This is a genomic window from Endozoicomonas sp. SESOKO2, assembly GCF_024606245.1.
In the GTDB taxonomy this organism is placed as follows: Bacteria; Pseudomonadota; Gammaproteobacteria; order Pseudomonadales; family Endozoicomonadaceae; genus Endozoicomonas_A.
Window position 1 is genome coordinate 14,587 of sequence record NZ_JAHHPQ010000275.1, and the last position, 19,027, is coordinate 33,613.

A 19,027-nucleotide genomic window follows, 5' to 3' on the forward strand; every position below is an offset into this window, starting at 1 on the left:
AAAGTAATCGTCGCGAACGAATACTTCAGACGCAAAAAAGGGAGGCTTTCTACCCCCCTTGACGGACTGAAAAAACTCAGAGAATCGATGCCAGCGTCATCACGAAGCGGCGTATTCCTTAAGCTTTTTCAGAGGACGCACCTTGACCTGTATACTGGCCGGCTTGGCAGGCACATCCATTAACTCGCCAGGCTTAAATGGGTTAGGTACGCCTTTCTTGGCTTTCTGAGCAGGTTTTTTTCTGGTCACGATCTTGAGCAGTCCCGGAAGAGTGAACTCGCCACAGCCCCGCTTCTTGATATGACGTTCAACCAGTATTCCCAGTTCATCCAGCACAGCCCCAACTTCTTTACGACTCAAACCGGTACTCTCTGAGATTTCAGCAAGAATCTGGGTTTTACTGTACTTATCCTTGATAGCTGCGGCTTTCTTCGCTGCCATACAATTACTCTCCTGATGGTTTTTCCCTGTAGGTTGTTCCGCACCAGCGGATTGCGATCTGCCACTTCACCAGGCTGATTGAATGTTTCACGAGGCAAGTCCAAAATATCGGACATTCAACTTCCCTAACCTCAGAGAGCCTGTAAAACCAGACTTTTGAAACATCTGAAATCACTATAACAAGTGATTTTTTACAGTGGTAGTCTTTTTTTGCACCCTTTAAGCATTGCTATAACCCTCTATATACGCTGCGTAGAAAGAGTTTGAGATAGAAGCACAATGGCGTTACATTAATCCTTACAGCAGAGTTACGCTGTGGTTTTTTGTTGCCCCGTTTGCATGCGCAATGAATTGAGCGCATTACTGATTTCAAAGCATTCTCATCATTTCGGGAGGCAGTCACTTCATTGATGCCTTGCAACAAAAAACTTTGTTGATGTATGCAGGAGCCAGAACGAGAATAGACCGCCCTTTGCGGCAATTACTCCCACATTGGTCTAGCTCCTGCATCCATGCAGTCGTGCCGGATATCCGCAATTTTTTCAGTCACATAGATAACAACCAAAAGGACTCAGTACTTGAAACATCTTAAATTTATCCACATGATCTTAGGCATCCTTTCACTGACAGCACTCATTGTGGAAGGGTCCATCCTTAACGCGCTGCTCGGTAGTGCACTGGCTATTGCTTCAGCCACCATGCTGTTACTAACCGCTGCACTCATTCACCTCTGCCTTGGCTGCTATCTGACAGTCTATCGCTGCAAGAAATCCTACGTGCAGGCACTGGCTTCATTCATGCTGATTGCCGCGACTGCGCTCATTGGCTGGGCGATGTTTTCTCACCAGACACCTGAAACTCCATCCTCACTGCTCCTTGTGACCGGTGTCCTGTTGCACGTCGCAATCAACCTGAAATCCCTTAATCCCACAAGCCCGGTGGAAATCATGGATTCCGGCAGAGAGACAGGCACCGTCAAATGGTTCAACGTTTCAAAGGGCTTCGGCTTTATTACCCGGGATAACGGTGAAGACGTTTTCGTTCACTACCGTACCATTCGTGGAGAAGGTCACCGGACCCTGTCTGAAGGGCAAAGGGTAGAATTTATCGTGGTGGAGAAGGATAAGGGGCTTCAGGCAGAAGACGTTATCGCTGCTCCCAAAGGTCACTGAGATCAACACACCTCTAATGAACGGGGCCGCCCCCCCCTGCCCCCCGTTCGCGTCAGGCCGTGATTAATAATGTGGAGGCGCACTCTCCTCCTGCTTTTCCAACTGAGAACTGGCCATGGCCATTAATTGCTTTTTCAGCTGAGTCATCTCCTGTTTCAGGCTATCAATTTCTTGCTGCTGACGGGTCACGACTTCATTAAGCCGGGCAATGGTATCTTCCTGAAAGCTGACCTGGGTCTGCAGCTCAATCAGTTCCTCATTCATTTCAAACACCCCATTCATTCAAAACAACTGAACAGTGATTCCAGCTTTTTTTTGATCTCACTGACCTGCCCCTTATCATAGGGCTTAGCTGGCAACCTGCCCCAAACCGGGTTTGGCCAGGCAGCATCACTTTCATAGCGAACAATGTGATGAACATGCAGCTGTTTAACCGTATTACCCAGTGCCGCCACATTCATCTTATCGGCCTCAAAAACATCACTCAGAATTGCAGCCGTCAGTGACGACTCACAAGCCAACTGCAACTGCTGTTCTTCATCAAGATGAAAGACTTCGTGAACCCCTGCCACTCTGGGCACCAAAATAAGCCAGGGATACTGATTGTCATTCATCAGCAAAACTCGGCAAAGGGGGAGATCCCCCATGACAAAGCAGTCTTCCTCCAGTCTGTTATCCAGCTGAAATTCGCTCATAATTTACTCCGGTTTAGCCGAGTTGCCAGTAATAATTCGCAGCACTATAACCAACCTGTTGGTGAAATTCGACTGTGATTCGCTCAACGTCATGACGTCTCTGGACAACCGTAGTAAAATGCGGCCTTTGCGTTTTGATAATCGGATAACTGAGCACATGCGTACTAGTCAATCCTTGATCTCTACCCTCAAGGAAACACCTTCTGATGCCGTCGTCGTCAGTCACCAGCTGATGCTGCGAGCAGGTATGATCCGTAAACTGGCATCCGGACTCTACAGCTGGATGCCCATGGGTCTGCGCGTTCTCCAGAAGGTCGAGAACATTGTTCGTGAAGAGATGAACCGCTCTGGCGCACAGGAAGTCTTGCTACCTGCCGTACAACCGGCTGAACTCTGGCAGGAAACCGGCCGTTGGGATCAGTTTGGTCCTGAGCTGCTCAGATTTAAAGACCGCCATCAGCGAGACTTCGTAATCGGTCCTACTCATGAAGAAGTCATCACCGATATGGTTCGTGACACCCTCAGCAGCTACAAACAGCTGCCTATAAATTTGTACCAGATCCAAACCAAATTCCGTGATGAAATCCGCCCCCGCTTTGGCCTGATGCGTGGTAGAGAGTTCATTATGAAGGACGCCTATTCATTCCATACCAATCACCAATGCCTTGGTCGTGAATACGCAAATATGCACGACACCTATAACCGCATCTTTACCCGTCTGGGCCTCAATTTCAGAGCCGTGGAAGCGGATACAGGCTCCATCGGAGGCAGTGCCTCACACGAAATTCATGTACTGGCCGAATCCGGTGAAGACGCCATCGTTTTTAGCGACCAGAGTGACTACGCGGCCAACATTGAAAAAGCAGAGGCCTTGGCACCTGCCCACGAAAGAGCAGTTCCTTCCGAGGACATGCGTCTGGTCGACACCCCCGCAGCAAAGACTATCGCTGACCTGGTTGAGCAGTTCAACCTCCCTATAGAGAAAACGGTCAAGACTCTGATTGTCGCGGCAGACGAAGAAGCGGAAGCAGACTTCGTTGCCCTGATAGTTCGCGGTGATCACGAGCTGAATGAAATCAAAGCAGAAAAACTGTCTGAAGTTGCAGCACCTTTGCGCTTTGCAACAGAAGAAGAGATCAAACCCATCATGGGCGCCGGACCCGGCTCACTGGGCCCGGTTGGCATCAAAATCCCCTGCATTGTTGATCGCACGGTTGCGGTCATGTCTGACTTCGGTGCAGGAGCCAACCTGGATGGCAAACATCATTTTGGGATCAATTGGGAAAGAGACGCCTCTTTCGACCGCATCGCCGATTTGAGAAACATTGTAGAAGGTGATCCGAGCCCGTGCGGTAAGGGCACTCTGGAAATCAAACGTGGTATCGAAGTTGGCCATATTTTTCAACTGGGCACCAAATACTCAGAGTCCATGAATGCTACCGTACTGGATGAAAACGGAAAAGCCGTGACTATGGCGATGGGTTGCTATGGTCTGGGGGTTTCCCGTGTCGTCGCTGCCGCCATTGAACAAAATCATGATGATCGCGGAATCATCTGGCCCGAAAGCATTGCGCCTTTCCAGATCGCCATTGTTGGCCTGAAGATTGAGAAGTCTGAAGCCGTCCGTGAAGCCGCCGAAAACCTCTACAAGGAACTGACTGAAGCAGGCTACGATGTCCTTCTGGATGATCGAAAGGCCAGTCCCGGCGTCAAGTTTGCCGACATGGAACTGATCGGCATTCCACACCGGGTAGTCCTGAGTGATAGAGGACTGGCGAACGGTCAGGTAGAATACAAATACCGCAGGACAGCGGATCGCGAAGACTTGGCACTCAGTGAAATTTCAGACTTTCTTAAGGAACGCCTGGCCTGAACCGATTATCAAACGGCCGTCGTTTTATAATAAAAACAACCTGATCACGGGTTTCATCCTCACACTTCTGCTGACTCCTGCAATCGGCTGGAGTCAACAAAAAGTGGATGAAGGCCTGAGAATCTATCTGGAAGAAGCACTCAGCACCACCGAGAGCTTTTCCGATCGTTTCGAGGCAGAAGTCTGGCTGGTCGATATGTCCAGCCGGCTAAAGCCATTTATGAAGCAACAGAGTCAGCGACAGCGACTGGAGCTACTCAAAAAAATTCACAAGAAGGCCACTGCGGCAAAGCTCTCCCCCGAACTGGTGCTGGCATTAATACAGACAGAATCCTCTTTTGACCGGTTTGCTGTTTCTTCTGCCGGAGCCCAGGGCCTGATGCAGGTTATGCCATTCTGGAAAAACGTCATTGGTCGCCCACAGGATAACCTGACCGACGTAGAGACTAATCTGAAATACGGTAGCCATATTCTCAGTTATTATCTGGAAAAGGAAAAAGGCAACCTGACCCGGGCACTGGCCCGTTACAATGGCAGCCTCGGTAAAACCTGGTATCCTGAGCGAGTGTACAAGAACTGGGATCGCCACTGGAGAAATGACTGAGACTGAACCCGTTGCTCCGGCCATGCCATCACTTGATTAACCGGTTGTAAAGTCGTAGAACAACTGTTCAGGCTCACTGGAAACACTGACATCAGTAACCCGAGCCATAGGAGGACCTTTATGCAGCCAGGCCACCAGCTCGTCGAGCTCCTTCTGTTCACCACACATTAAAACTTCAACCCTTCCATCTGGCAGATTTTTTGCCCAGCCGGTGACACCCAGTTTTCTGGCTTCCTGCTGGGTGGAGCCACGATACCAAACGCCCTGCACTCTTCCTTCAATCAGTGCGCGTCTGCATTCATTAGCCATTTGCATTAACCTTATTCATCAATGCCCGAATTTTCTTTTTCAGGCTATCCTTCGTCTCAGGTCCATATAGTACTTCTATCAGCTTTCCCTGTGGATTCAAAATCATTGTCGCAGGCAATACCTGAGGGGTTTTGGTCTCCAGCAGCGCCAGCGGACTCTGGGTAAGAACAGGAAACTGTATGCCCATATTTTTAGCTTTTTTTACCAGCTCTTCTCCCTGACTGTTATCGAAATCATACCCGAGAACCCGAATTTGTCCTTCCCTGGCCAAAGCGTTCAGCTCCGGAACCTCTTCACGACAGGGACCACACCAATGGGCCCAGATGTTTATAACGGTCCACTGAGCTTTGTCAGCCTTGAGAAAAACACCTTTTCCCTGGGTATCGGTCAAATCCGGCTTAGTACAGGCTGACAGAAAGAGACTGGCCAGTAACAGCGGGAAGAGTCGAAAAAAAAATAGTCGCATTGCCATCAGATCCAATAATGAGTTTGTTTTGATTCTAGCTGGAATGCCTCATAAAGTCGTCCGGAAGCCCCTCGGATTTGAGCTTTCCAGCATGAAGCTAACAAACCTGCTACTTTGTTTTCCAAACATAAGAAAACCGGCCTGAAAAACAGACCGGTTTTGAAACTGAACAGACGATTCAGATCATCAGGCCGTTACCGCTCTCTCCGGGGTCTGCCCTGATTCCTGTGATTCTGGCGAGCGGCTATAACCGATTACATTTATTGCAATCCTCGCTACGGACGCTTAAGTCCGACAGGCTGCCAGGTTCATTATTTTCAACATTCGATAAAGAGGTCATCAAGATGACAATCGAGTACAGCTCTCTGCTTTTCATTCAACTGTTTCAGTCGATCCACCAGTTGACCATACCATTCGGGCTTGTTCAGAGTCTCAACAGACTCCAGCTGCTGATCCGATGGGAAAGACCAGGGAAGTCGTTGACACATAGTATTGAGTTCAAGGTGCCTAAGATCCCTGGCCAGTATCATTTCACCCAGATCATTTTTACTGATAACGCCCTGCTCCAGCAGGTAACTGGTGTAAAGCTCCCAATCCTCAAGTGAAAGATTCCACCCCCTCTGATGTAGCTGCCTCAACTTGAAACTCAACCCTTTCTGAAACTGCTCATTAAATCCATTTAGAACCACCAAAACCCCCAGCAAGGGTGGAAGTGATTCATTACGGGTTTGATTGGATAAAGCAAAACTCCTGACCAGTACCGCACCAAAGAGAACCAGTATCCAACTTAAATAAATCCATAACAGGAACACGGGAACAGCCGCAAAAGCACCGTAGATTAATTGATACGACGGTGACAGAGTAATAAACAGAGCAAAACCACTCTTTGCCAGCTCAAGAAGAATAGCCACGACCAGAGCTCCTGTAAAAGCGTGACGAAAGGGCACACGCCGATTGGGTACAGCCATGTAGAGCAAAGTAAAAACAATGCTGCTCAGCAGGATGGGAGTCAATCGCAACAGCCACTGATCAACCCCAAGAAAGGCAGTGGTATCAGCTATGAGCTTCAGAGATGCCAGATATGATGTCAGCACAAAACCAACACCAATCAGGAAAGGTCCCATGCTGAGAATCGCCCAGTAGAGCAGAAAGCCGGTAATGCCCCGGCGAACCCTGTCCACCTGCCAGATCTGATTAATGGCACCATCAATGGTCCTGAGCATCATGAATGCTGTGACCACCAGAAAAGCAACACCCACTCCGGTCAACTTTCGCGCCTGTTGAGAAAAACTGGAAAGGTATGATTGGATTACCTCGCCCGCTGTCGGAACAAAGTGACTGAATATAAAACTCTGCACCATCTCGCCTACCCCCTGGAAAGAAGGAATAGCCGATAACATGCTGTAGGTAACCGTCATCATCGGCACTACAGCAAAAAGTGTCGTATAAGTCAGTGCTGCGGCATTATTCAGGCAACGGTGCTTGAAGAAAGTATCAGAGACAGACAGGAGATAGACACGAAGCCACTGAACACGTTGAGCCTGTGAAGAACTGGAAAGAAGCGAACCTGACATAACGAATCCCTGATATTGAAAAGAGCCTGACCAGAGAGTTTCAGCCAGACTCAAGCTCAGAGAAGCGTATCAGTTCTTGTGCCCGGGAGGAAAGCCATTCACTATAGCCTCCACCGCAGTATTGATCTTTTCGCTCCGCTGTTCGGGGGTGGCACCGTGAATCACTCTGGAAGTCGAACGTCCACGCCATTGCAGCTGATGGTTTTCCGGATTCACAAAATCGATAATGAGCGAACCTTCCTGATAGTCTCTCACCCGGGTTTCTGTAGTAAAGCCCATACCCCGGAAACCCGGACCATAACCCATGGAGGTCGTCATTTGATTCAGTTCCCTGCGTGTGCGGGTTGTGGTTAGATAATTTACCAGAAAATCAGGATAACCATCTTTGCTCACCTCTCGATACCCTCTGGCCTGAAGATCACGGTTAATAGCGGCCCGAATTCGCATATCCGTCAAACCATCAATGTGATACCCCTCAACCTCATTGTTTTCACCTGCCTTGTTCAGCCACGCGTAGGTTTTCCAGTCTTTCATCAACCGGGTGGCAGCAGGAGTATTGTTATAGTCCCAGTCAAGCCTCTGGTTGGAGCAGCCAGCCACTGCGACTGCAGCTATCACAACCAGCAACCGTTTAAGCTTGTGCATGATCTACCCACTTGTTGAAGGAAGTTTATTGTTAGATCTGTGTCCAGCAGCGAATGATGAACGCACACTCAAACCTGAGTACGGTGATTATCAGTACATGGCTTCAATTGCACCTAAACCCATTCAACGATAATCTTCCCGTCACAGAAATAATACTCGCAGTATGACTTCAGGCTCCCGGTCTGTCGACAGCTGCCCTTTACGATAAGACAAGTCAAGAGAAAGCAATATGAGCGTTACAATTTACCATAACCCGCGTTGTTCAAAGTCCAGAGAGACTCTTACCCTGATTGAGGAAAAAGGTATTAACCCTGATATAGTGCTTTACCTGGAAACCCCACCCAGCGAAGCCGCTTTAAACGACATTCTGAAAAAACTCGGTAAAAGCCCCGAAGAACTGATGCGCAGAGGCGAGCAGGAATATAAAGATCATATCAGAGGTCAGGATCTCTCAGAGCAGCAGCAAATTGCAAAAATGGTAACCTATCCAAAAATGATTGAAAGGCCCATCGTCCTTAGCAACGGTCAGGCCCGTGTCGGTCGCCCACCGGAATCTGTTCTGGAGATACTTTAATCGTGGAACTGACTCAAAAAGCCAATCTCAGCTACCGGTTGAGTCTGGTACTATACTTCTGCCTGCTAGCTTCGCAGATTGCGAAAGTGCTTTGGCTGCACCCACCCCAAAACTCAATATGGATGATTGCGTCATTCACCATTATTCCGCTGTTGCTGCCTGCTTACGGGCTGATCAGGCGAAAGCCAAGAGCATCGGCCTGGTTATGCTTCATTCTCTGCTTTTACTTCATCAGCGGTGTGCTTGATGCCTGGTTTATCACAGACTCCATTCATGGTTGGCTGATTACCTTATTCAGCAGTGCACTGTTTGTATCTGCCATGTTGTTTACCCGTTGGCAAGGACAATTAAACAACCCGTCCCGCTGACTGAACCCTTCCAGAATAAACCAACCCTTTCCCTCTCAAAAAAAAGCTCCTGCATGGGCAAGAGCTTTTTGTCGTCAACCGACTTTAATTGACCAGCTGCACTTCAACAGCTGAACCAGCCTGTTTCACCGTTGAGGGTGGGCTGCTAATAATGCGTTTCTCGCTAACACCTTCATTGCGGAGAAATTCGCTCACTAGATTAAGACGATCACTGGCCAGCTTATCCATTTTTTCCTGATTCGCAGGCCAGTTTACCAACAGCCATTGCTCCGCTTCTTTAATACGCTCATCCTGGCTGACATCACCCACTTCGGGTAATCTGCGATTATGAGCCCTAAGATACATTTGCTCAATCAAATGCCCTCTGATGTCTACTGGAATCTCTTTTACTTCTCCGGGCTTCGTTTGATGGATCGCCGAATAGAGTTCAACCAGATCGGATTCAAGCTCTGCTCTGGAGAGAGTTGGCCAATCTCGATCCTTGCTGGCCATCGCTTTTAGAGAAAGGTTAAGTTCAGGTCTTATCCTGAGTACCCGACTCCAACCTTTTAATTGTGTTTTGTCGTTCTCTGTCAACAAAGCCTTACCCGCCGGCATCTGTATTTCAGTGGACAACATTGGCGTAATACCTGCCTGATGGGAAAGATACTGTAAGGGCTGCTCAAGCACTCTCTCCCAAGTCTGGTGTATTGCTATTCCTGCCGCAACCAGAGGCGACTGACCATAGCGGGCTTTAATATCTATGGCAATGATGGACTGAGGATTTGCCATCAAAGCTTTCACAAGATTGATATCAAGCTCCGGATTGACTGGTCTGGCTTCAAGCTTTGAAAAAATCAGCTTGCCCCTGCTGCCACCTCCCACAGAGGAAGCAAGATTAAGGTTTACACGACTTCCGGCCAGATCGTATCCGGCAACAGACCGATCTGAAACGGGCAGTAAAGACAAATCCACATCTCTGGCAGAAAGGTTCAGGCTGGGGGCCACTGCATTACTCAAGTTGACACGGCCTTCCAGAGAGACAGGCACCCTTTCAAGCCAGTGCCCGCTGAGCTGAAAGGTGTATTGCTCTGGACTTAACACTTCCAGTTCAACCCTGCTGTTGCTGAATAGCTCAGGATTCTTTTTTTGAGAAGACTGAACAGCACCATTGAATTCGATACGCTTGACGGCTATAGGCAAAGAGCCCTTAGCAGATAAAGAGCCCCTAACCGGTAAAGAACCACCCTTAACCGGTAAATAACCATCAGCTGATAAAGGACGAAGGACAGTCCTTGCTATTTGTTCCAGGGGACTGCCATCGACAGTCAGCAAACCACCCCTGAATGAAAGGTCTTCGACAAAAGCTTTTCGACTTCTGAACCGAAAGCCCTCCGCAAATAACTCTTTCCAGTCCAGATTAAGACCTGAACCCAGATCCTGATACTCACCATCCAGCACTTTCGCCGTTCCAGTCAGCTCCACCCCCTGATCCATAGACCACTCAACAGAGAGGTCTGTTGAAAGAGAGCCTTTCAGCGAGCAATTTGAACATTTAAGAAATTTCTGACTGAAGACATCAGCCAGTGGGAGCTCATCAATGGATAACTGACCAGACATTGCCAGTTTCTTTAAATCAATAATACCGCCCAGCGACCAGTTAATGTGTCTTGAATCCTTGACTACTTCAATATCAATCTGATCAGGCCGATGGGTTTTCAGCTCCATTTTACTGAAATCAATACTGACTACTTTACTGGAACCAGTTTGCTCCGAGTTCACCACCCTCATCGACCCATCTTCAAAGACAAACTGCCCAGCTTCCCTGAGAAATTGATAAAGATTGGGCATAGGAGGTTTCTGGCCGATGATTGCCAGATCAAGAAAGATTCCGGGCTTTTTAAAATCAATTCGATCCAGCTCAATAGTTTTTTTCCACAAAGAGGTCCAGGCGACATTGACAGCAATAGATTCTGATTTAAGAGTAATTCCGGGAGAGATCCTGAGCTCCGGCTTGGTAAGCAGGAATTTACCGGATAAGAAGGCGTATTCTTTTTCAACAGGAAGGACTTCAACCCCTGTTTGATTTTCTATTTGCTGAAGCAGCTGGTCAGTATACCGACCAGGAACCATCAACATCACTGAAATCAGAAACAGCAGAATGGCCAGAACAACAACTAAGAACACAAACCGGGCAGCCGGTTTCTGGGTTTGCATACTACTTCTCTTGATTACCAGTTCATAACTTGTTTGACAAAGGGTATGGTCAACTTCCTTTTAGCTCTCAGTGAAGCACTGTCCAGCTTCTGCAGCATCTTAAATAAATGCCCCATATCCCTGTTACTGCGATATATGATATACCGAGCCACATCTTCATTCATATCCAGCCCACGCAAATGAGCCCGAAGCTGCAATGCCGACACCTTGTCCCTGTCACTGAGAGGCTGAACCTGAAACACCACCCCCCAGCTTAGCCTTGAGACCAGATCCGGCAGTTGGATAGAAAGTCTTTTAGGTGGACAACCTGCTGCCACCAGCAAGCGAGTCCGGGAATCCCTGAGACGATTAAACAGATCAAAAAGCCCTTCTTCCCACTCTGGAATGCCTGCTACACAATTAACATCATCTATACACACCAGTTGAAGTCTTTCCATACCTTCCAGCAGTTTGGAAGGATAATGAACAAGCTCCTGCATAGGTAGATAGATGCTTCGACCTTTTCGGCTATCTACCTGATGGCAGGCAGCCTGAAGAAGATGACTGCAACCAACACCGGGGGCTCCATAGAGATAGATAAACTGTTCTGATTCTACCCCACTGACCTCATGATCCATATCCAACATATTGACCAGCGCAGCATTATCTCCGCTGAAAAAGTTTTCAAAGGTGGCATCATCCCTGATCTGAACACTGAGCGGTAATTGCACAGGCTGGCTCACATACGACATTTAACAGCCTTGAGCGGGAAATGCCGCTCAACCCTAACAATGGATAGACATTCTGAACTCTCTGTCGCGGCATTTTTATCAAAAATCACCAGCTTCAGTGAGTTAATGGAATCTGCAAGAGACAGCTGCAACAAAACCATTCCACTCATCCCTGTTTGATTGGCAAGGCAAAATGGATTTTTGTTCGCTGAAGGCATAAAACACCTTATTCCCCCGGCTCACCAGCATTATATAAGTGGCTCGCCTTATAATTTCGATGCAGATGACGCAAGAGTACCATAATAATGGCTGCTAATGGCAGTGCTATTAGCATCCCGACGAAGCCCATAATCTGCCCACCCGCCATCAGCGCGAAGATAACAGCCACCGGATGCAGACCAATCCGGTCACCTACCAGATAAGGTGTCAACACCCACCCCTCCAAAGCCTGTCCCAGGGCAAACACACCGACCACCCAAACAAACGGCAAGTAGCCGTCAAACTGAAAAAGAGCGACAACAATGGCCGTAGTGAAACCGACCACAAACCCCATATATGGAATAATACTGACCAGCCCCGCCAGCAACCCGATCAACAACGCAAACTGCAAGCCTATCGCCCAGAGCCCCACGCCATAGATCAATCCCAGGGCCAGCATGACCATAAGCTGGCCTTTGAGAAAAGCCCCCAGCACCTCATCGCACTCACTGGCGAGTTCAACAACAATAGGTTCAAGGTTAACAGGCAGCATCAGACGGATGTGCTCCATCATATGATCCCAGTCGCGCAATAGGTAAAAAGTCACAACTGGTATCAGGAACAGATTCACGAGAAAACCTATGACTGCCAGACCCGAGCTGGTCACCGAACGTCCAAGCCCGGCCAGAAGCCCACCGGCTTTTTGCCACTCCCCTGCCATGGTCTTGACCAGCTGGCTGATATCAAACCACTCAGGATCAAAGTCAGTGTATTCAACCAGCTTTGGAATGACATTGAATCGAACCCACTCCTCCCAGGCCGGAAGCAACTGCATCAGGGTTTTGACCTGCTGGAATAATGCCGGTATCAGAATGAGTAACATCAGTACCAGAAAAGTAAAAATCACCAGAAAAACCAGTGTCACCGAAAGTGACCGGGAGAGCTTGAGTCTTTCCAGTCGATCAACCAGCGGATCGCCCAGATAAGCAAGCACAGCACTGATCGCAAAAGGCGTCATGACAGCCCCGACAAAATTAATCAGCACTACACCTACGAATACGATGCCTGCTAGCATCCATTGTTGCTGTCTGGTCATTGTTTTCCTTCTGTTGCAACTCGTCTTGCAGGAAATAAAAAAAAACGCACTTCGGAATTTGATGTCTGACTTGCCTTCAGCCTCCCAGCCAACGGTATTTCAAGGTCTTGTTGGCCTCATCAGCACCCATCGCTCTCATCTTCCGCCCCAGGGCAATAGCATCCGATAATTGGCTCAGTGTGCCATCAATTAACAATTCCAACTGAATTTTGTTGCCGCCGACTTTAACTGCCATCACATCCCTCACTGCCGTCAAACCTTTGAGGTATTTAATTAGCCCTGCATAGTCTTGTGTGCTGGCAATACCCTCCACTTCCAGCATCGGATTAACACTGCTGCCACCAGAGAGGACTGCGTAGTGCCGGGAAAGGGAATTACCAATAAGATCAGCAATCGCCAAAGCCAATCCTTCTGCTGACAGGTCTGTAACTGTGGCATCAAATTGCTGATTTCTGAAGATAAGAACCATGCGACCATTATACCGTCCACGAATTTCGCTCAGGCGCCCCCCCAATATGGCCTCAGAGCCATACCTTGCTGATGCCTGAACCAACTTCCCCGAAAACAGTCCCCAGACATCTACATCAGAAATAGTGGCACTGTCTTCAAAATCCATCAGAGGGATAGTCAAAGGCAATGAGCGAGCAGCCATAACACGTTCGAGGTCGCTCACCAACGGAGAGTCTGGTACCTCTTTCAGAATTTGCCTTTCCCCCTGCCTTTCAATGGCTAACCAGACAATGGTATCCGGTCTGCTGGAGCCCCAGATCCCCAGACCATTTTGCCGCAACAGACGATTAACGGCCGCTTCATCAAAACTCACCTGAAGAAGAAGCTGCTCTCCTGACACAGTATCAAGGCGTTCATAGCTAAAACTCTGAACCAGCGCAGAGGCATTTCTGAGTGACTGTACCACCCCCTTATTATTGAGGGTGCTGCGTTGTCCGGTTACTTTAACCAGTACCTCAGACAGAGCTCGTTTAATGCCTGCTTCCCTTTCCTCACTACCCTGACTGCTGACAGGTATGCCAACGCGATAAAGTCCGCTCATTTGTGCAGCAAACAGCTGAGAAGAAAACAGGGCCAACACAAGGGTGAATATCAGCCAGGAAAGAGGGAACAACCGTTCCAGCTTGCATGTTTTATACATAATGTCCGGAATCAAAAACAGGCACTCTTCCTGAACAAACTGCCACCAGGATCAATTCAGTGACAGAAAGGTTCATGAAATGTCAGCGACTTCTGACATGACTGCTTATCTTTGTAAAGAGTACTAATTACCCAGACGACGAAACGTCCGGAGCCCAGTATCCTCTCATTCTGCCATAACTTTCTGGTTTTGTAGAAAATCTTTAGCCGACAGTAAGAGGCTGATCGAAGAATCCGAACACCGGCGGGCAGCTTTATGATTTTTCCGGGTTACGTTAGAATGCGCGCTCTGATCAATCCACTTTCGATTCCATGGTGCGGATACATCTCCGATGAGCAAAAGCAACCGCGATACAAATTCGCCAGCTTCTTCCCTGAGCTACAAAGACGCAGGTGTTGACATTCAGGCAGGCAACGCCCTGGTTGATCGTATCAAGCATGTAGCCAAAGCCACTTCGCGCCCCGAAGTAATGGGTGGCCTGGGAGGCTTTGGTGCCCTGTGCCAGATACCTTCGGGTTACAAAGAGCCGGTTCTGGTTTCCGGCACTGACGGTGTAGGCACCAAACTAAGACTGGCTATGGAACTGGGCAAGCACGATACCATTGGTATCGATCTGGTGGCCATGTGTGTCAATGATCTGCTGGTGTCTGGTGCCGAGCCTCTGTTTTTCCTTGATTACTATGCAACCGGAAAACTCAATATTGACGTTGCTGAGCAGGTCGTTACCGGTATTGGTGCAGGCTGTGAGCAGGCTGGCTGCGCCCTGATTGGTGGTGAAACCGCAGAAATGCCCGGTATGTATCAGGGCGAAGACTATGACCTGGCAGGCTTCTGTACAGGTGTCGTTGAAAAGTCCAACATCATTGATGGCAGCAAAGTCGCCACCGGCGATGTACTGATTGGCCTCAAGTCCAGCGGCCCCCATTCCAACGGTTACTCCCTGATCCGCAAGGTTCTGGAAGTCAGCCAGGCAGACCTGAGCACTCAGGTAGACGGTAAACCAATGGCTGAAGCCCTGATGGCTCCAACCCGAATCTACGTCAAACCCCTGCTGCAGCTTCAGAAAGAAATGCCAGTCCACGCCATGGCACACATTACCGGTGGAGGTCTGACTGAAAACCTGCCAAGAGTTATTCCTGAAGGTTGTGCCGCCGTCATCAACACCGAAAGCTGGGAAATTCCGGAAGTGTTCAAACATCTGCAGCAAGCTGGCAACATTGCCCAGTCAGAAATGTATCTGACTTTCAACTGCGGTGTTGGCATGGTGATCTGCGTTCCCAAAGAGCAGGCTGAACAGGCCGTTGCCAGACTGAATGAACTGGGCGAGGAGGCCTTTATCATCGGTCATATGGAATCGGGCTCCGGCGACAAAGTCGTTTACCGTTAAGAGAAAGAAAGGCTTGCCCGACACTCTCTGAGCATTGTTCAGGCCTTTCTCCATTGCAGAGAAAAATCTTGAGAGCGGAAATGACGAATAACCATCGAATCGTCGTATTACTATCGGGCAGTGGCACCACTTTACAGGCCATTCTCGACCAGCAGAATCAATACAGCTACAAGGTGGCTGGAGTACTCAGTAACCGTCCTGAAGCCTATGGTCTGGAGAGGGCCCGGAAAGCAGGGGTTGACACCTGTAGTCTCGACCACAAACGCTACCCCAGCCGGGAATCGTTTGATCTTGGCCTAATGGAACGTATTGATGAGTTTAAACCGGATCTGGTGGTACTGGCAGGCTATATGCGCATACTCAGTAGTACTTTTGTCAAACACTACCAGGGAAGACTGATCAATATACACCCGTCCCTGCTCCCCAAACATAAAGGTTTGAACACCTACCAGTCAGCACTGGATGCCAATGATAAAGAACATGGAACATCGGTTCACTATGTCACCGAAGAGCTGGACAGTGGCTCTGTTGTTATGCAGGCGACGCTGAATATCACATCTGCCGATACAGCGAAAACACTTGAACAGAGAGTTAAGGTCATGGAGCATCACCTTTATCCCAAAGCTATAGACTGGATTGTTTCTGGCCGAATAATGACAAAAGACGATGTCATATCACTTGACAATAAGCCGCTTGGCCCCCGAGGATATCGCATATCTGAAAAAAGTATCGTCTCAGCAGAATAACTCCGTTTTAGACTTTCGTGTTTTTTCGGACATTAAAAACGGTTTCATTGATGAATGGCGATAAGCTGTGAAAGTCTCCCTGTTACCCATGGGAGGTTTTCACCTAAAAAGGAATTATCCTAATGATCCTTTTCAAGAGCGTCCCTGCCCTGATGGTTTCTGGCCTTCTGATCGCCAGCTCCTCTTCCCTTGCAAAACCCATAGAAGTTACATTAAAGCCATTCACAGCGGAGTATAAAGCGGAAGTTTCCGGTATCAGTGGCTCGGGCACTCGCAGTCTGAAAAAAGAGGGCGACCAGTGGGTACTGAATTTTGGCGCCAGTGCATCGGTCATCGTCGCCTCCATCAGTCTGGATGAAACCAGTCGGTTCAATTTACAGAAAGGTCAGGCACTTCCCCGGGATTACCAATACGAGCGCAAGGGGATAGGCAGCAAACCAGCTAAAACAGCCCGCTTTGACTGGAAATCTATGGAAGCCTCCTGGCAGCAAGCTGACAAACAATCGAAGATCCCATTTAAATCTGGCGCTCAGGATCCTCTTTCATACCAGCTTCAACTTCGGCTGGACTTGAAGGCAGGAAAAAAAGAGCTGAGCTACCCGATTGTTGACGATGATGAAGTCTACGAAAGGCGGTTTGTGATCGAAGCCGATGAAGTACTGAGTACCCCTGCCGGGCCACTCAACACCACCCGCGTAAAAGTGGTCCGTGAAGATAACGACCGCGAAACCTGGATCTGGTTTGCAAAAGACTGGGACTATGTTCTGGTGCAACTCCATCAAAAAGAAAAGGGTTCAGACTATCTGATTCAGTTCAAAGGCGGTGAGCTGGATGGCAAAGCGATTAAGGGCCTCACTTCCACTCCAAAAAAATAGGTCGATTGGGGGGGGGGGCTAAGCTAATCTCCGTTCACGATATCTATTGGGCTGACGGGTTATGCTTTCCGGCGGTTAATGGATTCCGATAAGATGGCACTTCCTGTTTCAACACTCTTTCACCCTCTGAATATCAGGAGCTTTCTGTGAGACTTCTCCATACAATGCTTCGAGTGGGCGATCTTGATCGCTCCATTGCTTTCTATACCGATATACTGGGTATGAAGCTGCTTCGCAAGCACGATAACGAGCAATACGAATATACTCTGGCTTTTGTTGGCTATGCCGATGAATCAGAACAGGCCGTCATTGAACTGACCTATAACTGGGGCACGAGCGAGTATGACCCTGGCACAGGTTTTGGTCATATAGCGATCGGCTTTGATGATATCTATGCAACCTGTGACGCCATCCGTGCCAACGGCGGAAAGATTACCCGTGAGCCGGGCCCGGTCAAGGGTGGCACAACAGAGATTGCCTTTGTAGAAGATCCCGATGGCTATAAGATCGAAATGATCCAGAACAAAAGTGCATCTTCGGGACTCAGGGGATAAACACGCCATCACAGGGAAGTGAATCACTCAATGCCAGACAATCAAAAACCTTTCGCTAGCTGCATCAAAAAGATTCAGAGAATGGCTGGCCTCTGCCTGATGCTCCCTCTGCTTTTGAGTTGCTCCAGCAATACCGCTGTTAACTACGCGACCGATGTCGTAGTCCGTGAGTTGGGTGGACCGGTCGCTGACGTCTACTCAGCGGTTCAGACAGTCAAATCCGTTCAAAAAGATGTGATCGCCTTTGAAGCCCTGGTTCGGATTCTGACAACAGAGGCCCGTGTTAACTGGGGTGACGAAAAAAGTGCCAGTAAGAAGGAATACGTCAAATACACCAACCATTACCGTACCCGGGTGTTTGTTAACTTCGAACAGGGTAAGGTTCATGTTGAAACATTGGATAGACAGGATCTGAAAAAGGCTATTATTGTCACCCTGCTGACGCCTTACAACCCTGATGAAGTTGACCTGTTCAGCGACAAAGCAGTCCCCCTCGGCGAGGAGCCAATGCTCTATGGACAGGTTGTAGATCATCAGGGGCACCCCATACGCTGGGAGTGGCGAGCCAGCCAGTTTGCTGACTACCTGATCAACCACCAGTTAACCACTCGTGCCAGCAGTAAGGGTACGGTTTACTCTGTTGACCTTGATCTGGTTGGCGACCATATGATCAAAAGGCAGTATCAATATGCCGGCATCGTTCGACAGATGTCGCAAAGATACAAGATCAAGGAAAGCCTGATCTATGCAGTCATGAGGACAGAAAGCAGTTTCAATCCCTATGCAGTGAGTCATGCTAACGCCTACGGCCTGATGCAGATTATCCCTTCGACGGCAGGAAGAGATGTCTTCAAGCTGGTCAAACGTCGCAATGGACAACCCAACAGGCAATATCTTTTCAACCCGTTTAACAATATTGATGCAGGCACCGCTTATCTGCACCTTCTCGAAACACGCTATCTGAAAAATGTCAAAGATCCTCTGGTGAGGCACTACGCCATTATCTCTGCCTACAATGGGGGAACGGGGAATGTTTTGAAAACCTTCCACTCCAATCGCACCCGCGCTATGGAAATCCTCAATCAGATGAAACCTGAAGAGGCCTATTGGGCGCTCACCCGCAGGCATCCCAGGCAGGAATCTAGAAACTATCTGAAAAAAGTTACCAAAGCTCAGAAGGACTTTTATAAAGGTGATGTCTAATTTGACAGCACAACACGCTTATTTTCTTGAATTACTACTTGCCTGATCTATCTTTCCTCACTTCATAATTCGTAACGTATGGATCGAATAATGAAACAATCGCTTTTTGCTGCACGGCTGTTGCCGCTTTTGTTTCTGTCTGCCATCTGTCAGGCAGAATCGTTAACAAGACGTTTTGTTGTCGAGTATAA

At 48.6% G+C, this 19,027-nt stretch carries 21 protein-coding genes; 10 read left to right on the forward strand and 11 right to left on the reverse strand.

Annotation, left to right across the window (positions count from 1 at the left end; genetic code table 11):
- Positions 1-99: 99 nt before the first annotated feature.
- Complete coding sequence (locus KDK17_RS06455) at positions 100-441, reverse strand: HU family DNA-binding protein (protein ID WP_257274968.1); 342 nt, start codon at positions 439-441, stop codon at positions 100-102.
- Positions 442-1,019: 578 nt separating this feature from the next.
- Here KDK17_RS06455 and KDK17_RS19310 point away from each other — a divergent pair.
- Entirely contained in the window at positions 1,020-1,613 is a 594-nt protein-coding gene (locus KDK17_RS19310) for a cold-shock protein (RefSeq protein WP_306670726.1), read from the forward strand.
- 63 nt (positions 1,614-1,676) lie between these two features.
- On the opposite strand, the gene KDK17_RS06465 is transcribed toward KDK17_RS19310, so the two are convergent.
- Both KDK17_RS06465 and KDK17_RS06470 read right to left on the reverse strand, forming a co-directional pair.
- Positions 1,677-1,877, reverse strand: coding sequence for a SlyX family protein (locus KDK17_RS06465; RefSeq protein WP_257279907.1), 201 nt, complete (start codon positions 1,875-1,877; stop codon positions 1,677-1,679).
- A gap of 14 nt (positions 1,878-1,891) precedes the next feature.
- On the reverse strand, positions 1,892-2,308 hold the full coding sequence (locus KDK17_RS06470) for an HIT domain-containing protein (protein WP_257279908.1): 417 nt from the start codon (positions 2,306-2,308) through the stop codon (positions 1,892-1,894).
- Positions 2,309-2,465: 157 nt separating this feature from the next.
- Here KDK17_RS06470 and KDK17_RS06475 point away from each other — a divergent pair, with 157 nt between their 5' ends.
- On the forward strand, positions 2,466-4,181 hold the full coding sequence (locus KDK17_RS06475) for a proline--tRNA ligase (protein ID WP_257279909.1): 1,716 nt from the start codon (positions 2,466-2,468) through the stop codon (positions 4,179-4,181).
- Positions 4,144-4,785, forward strand: coding sequence for a lytic transglycosylase domain-containing protein (locus KDK17_RS06480; RefSeq protein WP_373691567.1), 642 nt, complete (start codon positions 4,144-4,146; stop codon positions 4,783-4,785). The genes KDK17_RS06475 and KDK17_RS06480 overlap by 38 nt, the downstream gene beginning before the upstream one ends.
- A gap of 36 nt (positions 4,786-4,821) precedes the next feature.
- On the opposite strand, the gene KDK17_RS06485 is transcribed toward KDK17_RS06480, so the two are convergent.
- The 4 genes from KDK17_RS06485 to KDK17_RS06500 form a co-directional block, all read right to left on the reverse strand.
- Positions 4,822-5,094, reverse strand: coding sequence for an acylphosphatase (locus KDK17_RS06485; RefSeq protein ID WP_257274963.1), 273 nt, complete (start codon positions 5,092-5,094; stop codon positions 4,822-4,824).
- Complete coding sequence (locus KDK17_RS06490) at positions 5,087-5,560, reverse strand: TlpA disulfide reductase family protein (protein WP_257287638.1); 474 nt, start codon at positions 5,558-5,560, stop codon at positions 5,087-5,089. The genes KDK17_RS06485 and KDK17_RS06490 overlap by 8 nt, the downstream gene beginning before the upstream one ends.
- Before the next feature lie 317 nt (positions 5,561-5,877).
- Complete coding sequence (locus tag KDK17_RS06495) at positions 5,878-7,134, reverse strand: YihY family inner membrane protein (protein ID WP_257274960.1); 1,257 nt, start codon at positions 7,132-7,134, stop codon at positions 5,878-5,880.
- Positions 7,135-7,203: 69 nt separating this feature from the next.
- Entirely contained in the window at positions 7,204-7,779 is a 576-nt protein-coding gene (locus tag KDK17_RS06500) for a DUF4136 domain-containing protein (RefSeq protein ID WP_257279910.1), read from the reverse strand.
- A gap of 229 nt (positions 7,780-8,008) precedes the next feature.
- Here KDK17_RS06500 and arsC point away from each other — a divergent pair, with 229 nt between their 5' ends.
- Entirely contained in the window at positions 8,009-8,353 is a 345-nt protein-coding gene (gene arsC / locus KDK17_RS06505; RefSeq protein WP_257274958.1) for an arsenate reductase (glutaredoxin), read from the forward strand.
- Positions 8,354-8,355: 2 nt separating this feature from the next.
- Entirely contained in the window at positions 8,356-8,721 is a 366-nt protein-coding gene (locus tag KDK17_RS06510; RefSeq protein ID WP_257274957.1) for a DUF2069 domain-containing protein, read from the forward strand.
- Between the two features lie 84 nt (positions 8,722-8,805).
- Here the strand turns inward: KDK17_RS06510 and KDK17_RS06515 are convergent, their stop codons facing one another.
- The 4 genes from KDK17_RS06515 to KDK17_RS06530 form a co-directional block, all read right to left on the reverse strand.
- Entirely contained in the window at positions 8,806-10,917 is a 2,112-nt protein-coding gene (locus KDK17_RS06515; protein WP_257274955.1) for a hypothetical protein, read from the reverse strand.
- A 14-nt stretch (positions 10,918-10,931) separates the two neighbouring features.
- On the reverse strand, positions 10,932-11,648 hold the full coding sequence (gene hda, locus KDK17_RS06520; protein ID WP_257274954.1) for a DnaA regulatory inactivator Hda: 717 nt from the start codon (positions 11,646-11,648) through the stop codon (positions 10,932-10,934).
- Between the two features lie 205 nt (positions 11,649-11,853).
- On the reverse strand, positions 11,854-12,921 hold the full coding sequence (locus KDK17_RS06525; protein WP_257274953.1) for an AI-2E family transporter: 1,068 nt from the start codon (positions 12,919-12,921) through the stop codon (positions 11,854-11,856).
- A gap of 76 nt (positions 12,922-12,997) precedes the next feature.
- Positions 12,998-14,071 carry a DUF2066 domain-containing protein gene (locus tag KDK17_RS06530; RefSeq protein ID WP_257287639.1) on the reverse strand — a complete coding sequence of 358 codons (1,074 nt, stop codon included), beginning with the start codon at positions 14,069-14,071 and terminating at the stop codon, positions 12,998-13,000.
- Positions 14,072-14,402: 331 nt separating this feature from the next.
- On the opposite strand from KDK17_RS06530, the gene purM reads away from it, so the two are divergent.
- The 5 genes from purM to mltC all read left to right on the forward strand — a co-directional run bounded on the left by purM (position 14,403) and on the right by mltC (position 18,836).
- Positions 14,403-15,458 (forward strand): phosphoribosylformylglycinamidine cyclo-ligase, encoded by a 1,056-nt coding sequence (purM, locus tag KDK17_RS06535; RefSeq protein WP_257274951.1) that lies wholly within the window; start codon positions 14,403-14,405, stop codon positions 15,456-15,458.
- 80 nt (positions 15,459-15,538) lie between these two features.
- Positions 15,539-16,204, forward strand: coding sequence for a phosphoribosylglycinamide formyltransferase (purN, locus tag KDK17_RS06540; protein WP_257279914.1), 666 nt, complete (start codon positions 15,539-15,541; stop codon positions 16,202-16,204).
- Positions 16,205-16,326: 122 nt separating this feature from the next.
- A complete protein-coding gene (locus tag KDK17_RS06545) occupies positions 16,327-17,079 on the forward strand; it encodes a DUF3108 domain-containing protein (protein WP_257287641.1) in 753 nt (250 codons plus the stop codon).
- A 146-nt stretch (positions 17,080-17,225) separates the two neighbouring features.
- The gene (gene gloA, locus KDK17_RS06550) at positions 17,226-17,633 is read left to right on the forward strand and encodes a lactoylglutathione lyase (protein WP_257274948.1); all 408 of its coding nucleotides are present in this window, start codon (positions 17,226-17,228) and stop codon (positions 17,631-17,633) included.
- An 81-nt stretch (positions 17,634-17,714) separates the two neighbouring features.
- A complete protein-coding gene (gene mltC / locus KDK17_RS06555; RefSeq protein ID WP_257287642.1) occupies positions 17,715-18,836 on the forward strand; it encodes a membrane-bound lytic murein transglycosylase MltC in 1,122 nt (373 codons plus the stop codon).
- Positions 18,837-19,027 lie beyond the last annotated feature (191 nt).

What these genes read in the sequence shown, in the direction of transcription:
- KDK17_RS06455 (WP_257274968.1), bottom strand. Translation starts at nt 441, where the DNA reads ATGGCAGCGAAGAAAGCCGCAGCTATCAAGGATAAGTACAGTAAAACC.
- KDK17_RS06465 (WP_257279907.1), bottom strand. Translation starts at nt 1,877, where the DNA reads ATGAATGAGGAACTGATTGAGCTGCAGACCCAGGTCAGCTTTCAGGAA.
- KDK17_RS06470 (WP_257279908.1), bottom strand. Translation starts at nt 2,308, where the DNA reads ATGAGCGAATTTCAGCTGGATAACAGACTGGAGGAAGACTGCTTTGTC.
- KDK17_RS06475 (WP_257279909.1), top strand. Translation starts at nt 2,466, where the DNA reads ATGCGTACTAGTCAATCCTTGATCTCTACCCTCAAGGAAACACCTTCT.
- KDK17_RS06485 (WP_257274963.1), bottom strand. Translation starts at nt 5,094, where the DNA reads ATGGCTAATGAATGCAGACGCGCACTGATTGAAGGAAGAGTGCAGGGC.
- KDK17_RS06490 (WP_257287638.1), bottom strand. Translation starts at nt 5,560, where the DNA reads ATGCGACTATTTTTTTTTCGACTCTTCCCGCTGTTACTGGCCAGTCTC.
- KDK17_RS06495 (WP_257274960.1), bottom strand. Translation starts at nt 7,134, where the DNA reads ATGTCAGGTTCGCTTCTTTCCAGTTCTTCACAGGCTCAACGTGTTCAG.
- KDK17_RS06500 (WP_257279910.1), bottom strand. Translation starts at nt 7,779, where the DNA reads ATGCACAAGCTTAAACGGTTGCTGGTTGTGATAGCTGCAGTCGCAGTG.
- arsC (WP_257274958.1), top strand. Translation starts at nt 8,009, where the DNA reads ATGAGCGTTACAATTTACCATAACCCGCGTTGTTCAAAGTCCAGAGAG.
- KDK17_RS06515 (WP_257274955.1), bottom strand. Translation starts at nt 10,917, where the DNA reads ATGCAAACCCAGAAACCGGCTGCCCGGTTTGTGTTCTTAGTTGTTGTT.
- hda (WP_257274954.1), bottom strand. Translation starts at nt 11,648, where the DNA reads ATGTCGTATGTGAGCCAGCCTGTGCAATTACCGCTCAGTGTTCAGATC.
- KDK17_RS06525 (WP_257274953.1), bottom strand. Translation starts at nt 12,921, where the DNA reads ATGACCAGACAGCAACAATGGATGCTAGCAGGCATCGTATTCGTAGGT.
- KDK17_RS06530 (WP_257287639.1), bottom strand. Translation starts at nt 14,071, where the DNA reads ATGTATAAAACATGCAAGCTGGAACGGTTGTTCCCTCTTTCCTGGCTG.
- purM (WP_257274951.1), top strand. Translation starts at nt 14,403, where the DNA reads ATGAGCAAAAGCAACCGCGATACAAATTCGCCAGCTTCTTCCCTGAGC.
- purN (WP_257279914.1), top strand. Translation starts at nt 15,539, where the DNA reads ATGACGAATAACCATCGAATCGTCGTATTACTATCGGGCAGTGGCACC.
- KDK17_RS06545 (WP_257287641.1), top strand. Translation starts at nt 16,327, where the DNA reads ATGATCCTTTTCAAGAGCGTCCCTGCCCTGATGGTTTCTGGCCTTCTG.
- mltC (WP_257287642.1), top strand. Translation starts at nt 17,715, where the DNA reads ATGGCTGGCCTCTGCCTGATGCTCCCTCTGCTTTTGAGTTGCTCCAGC.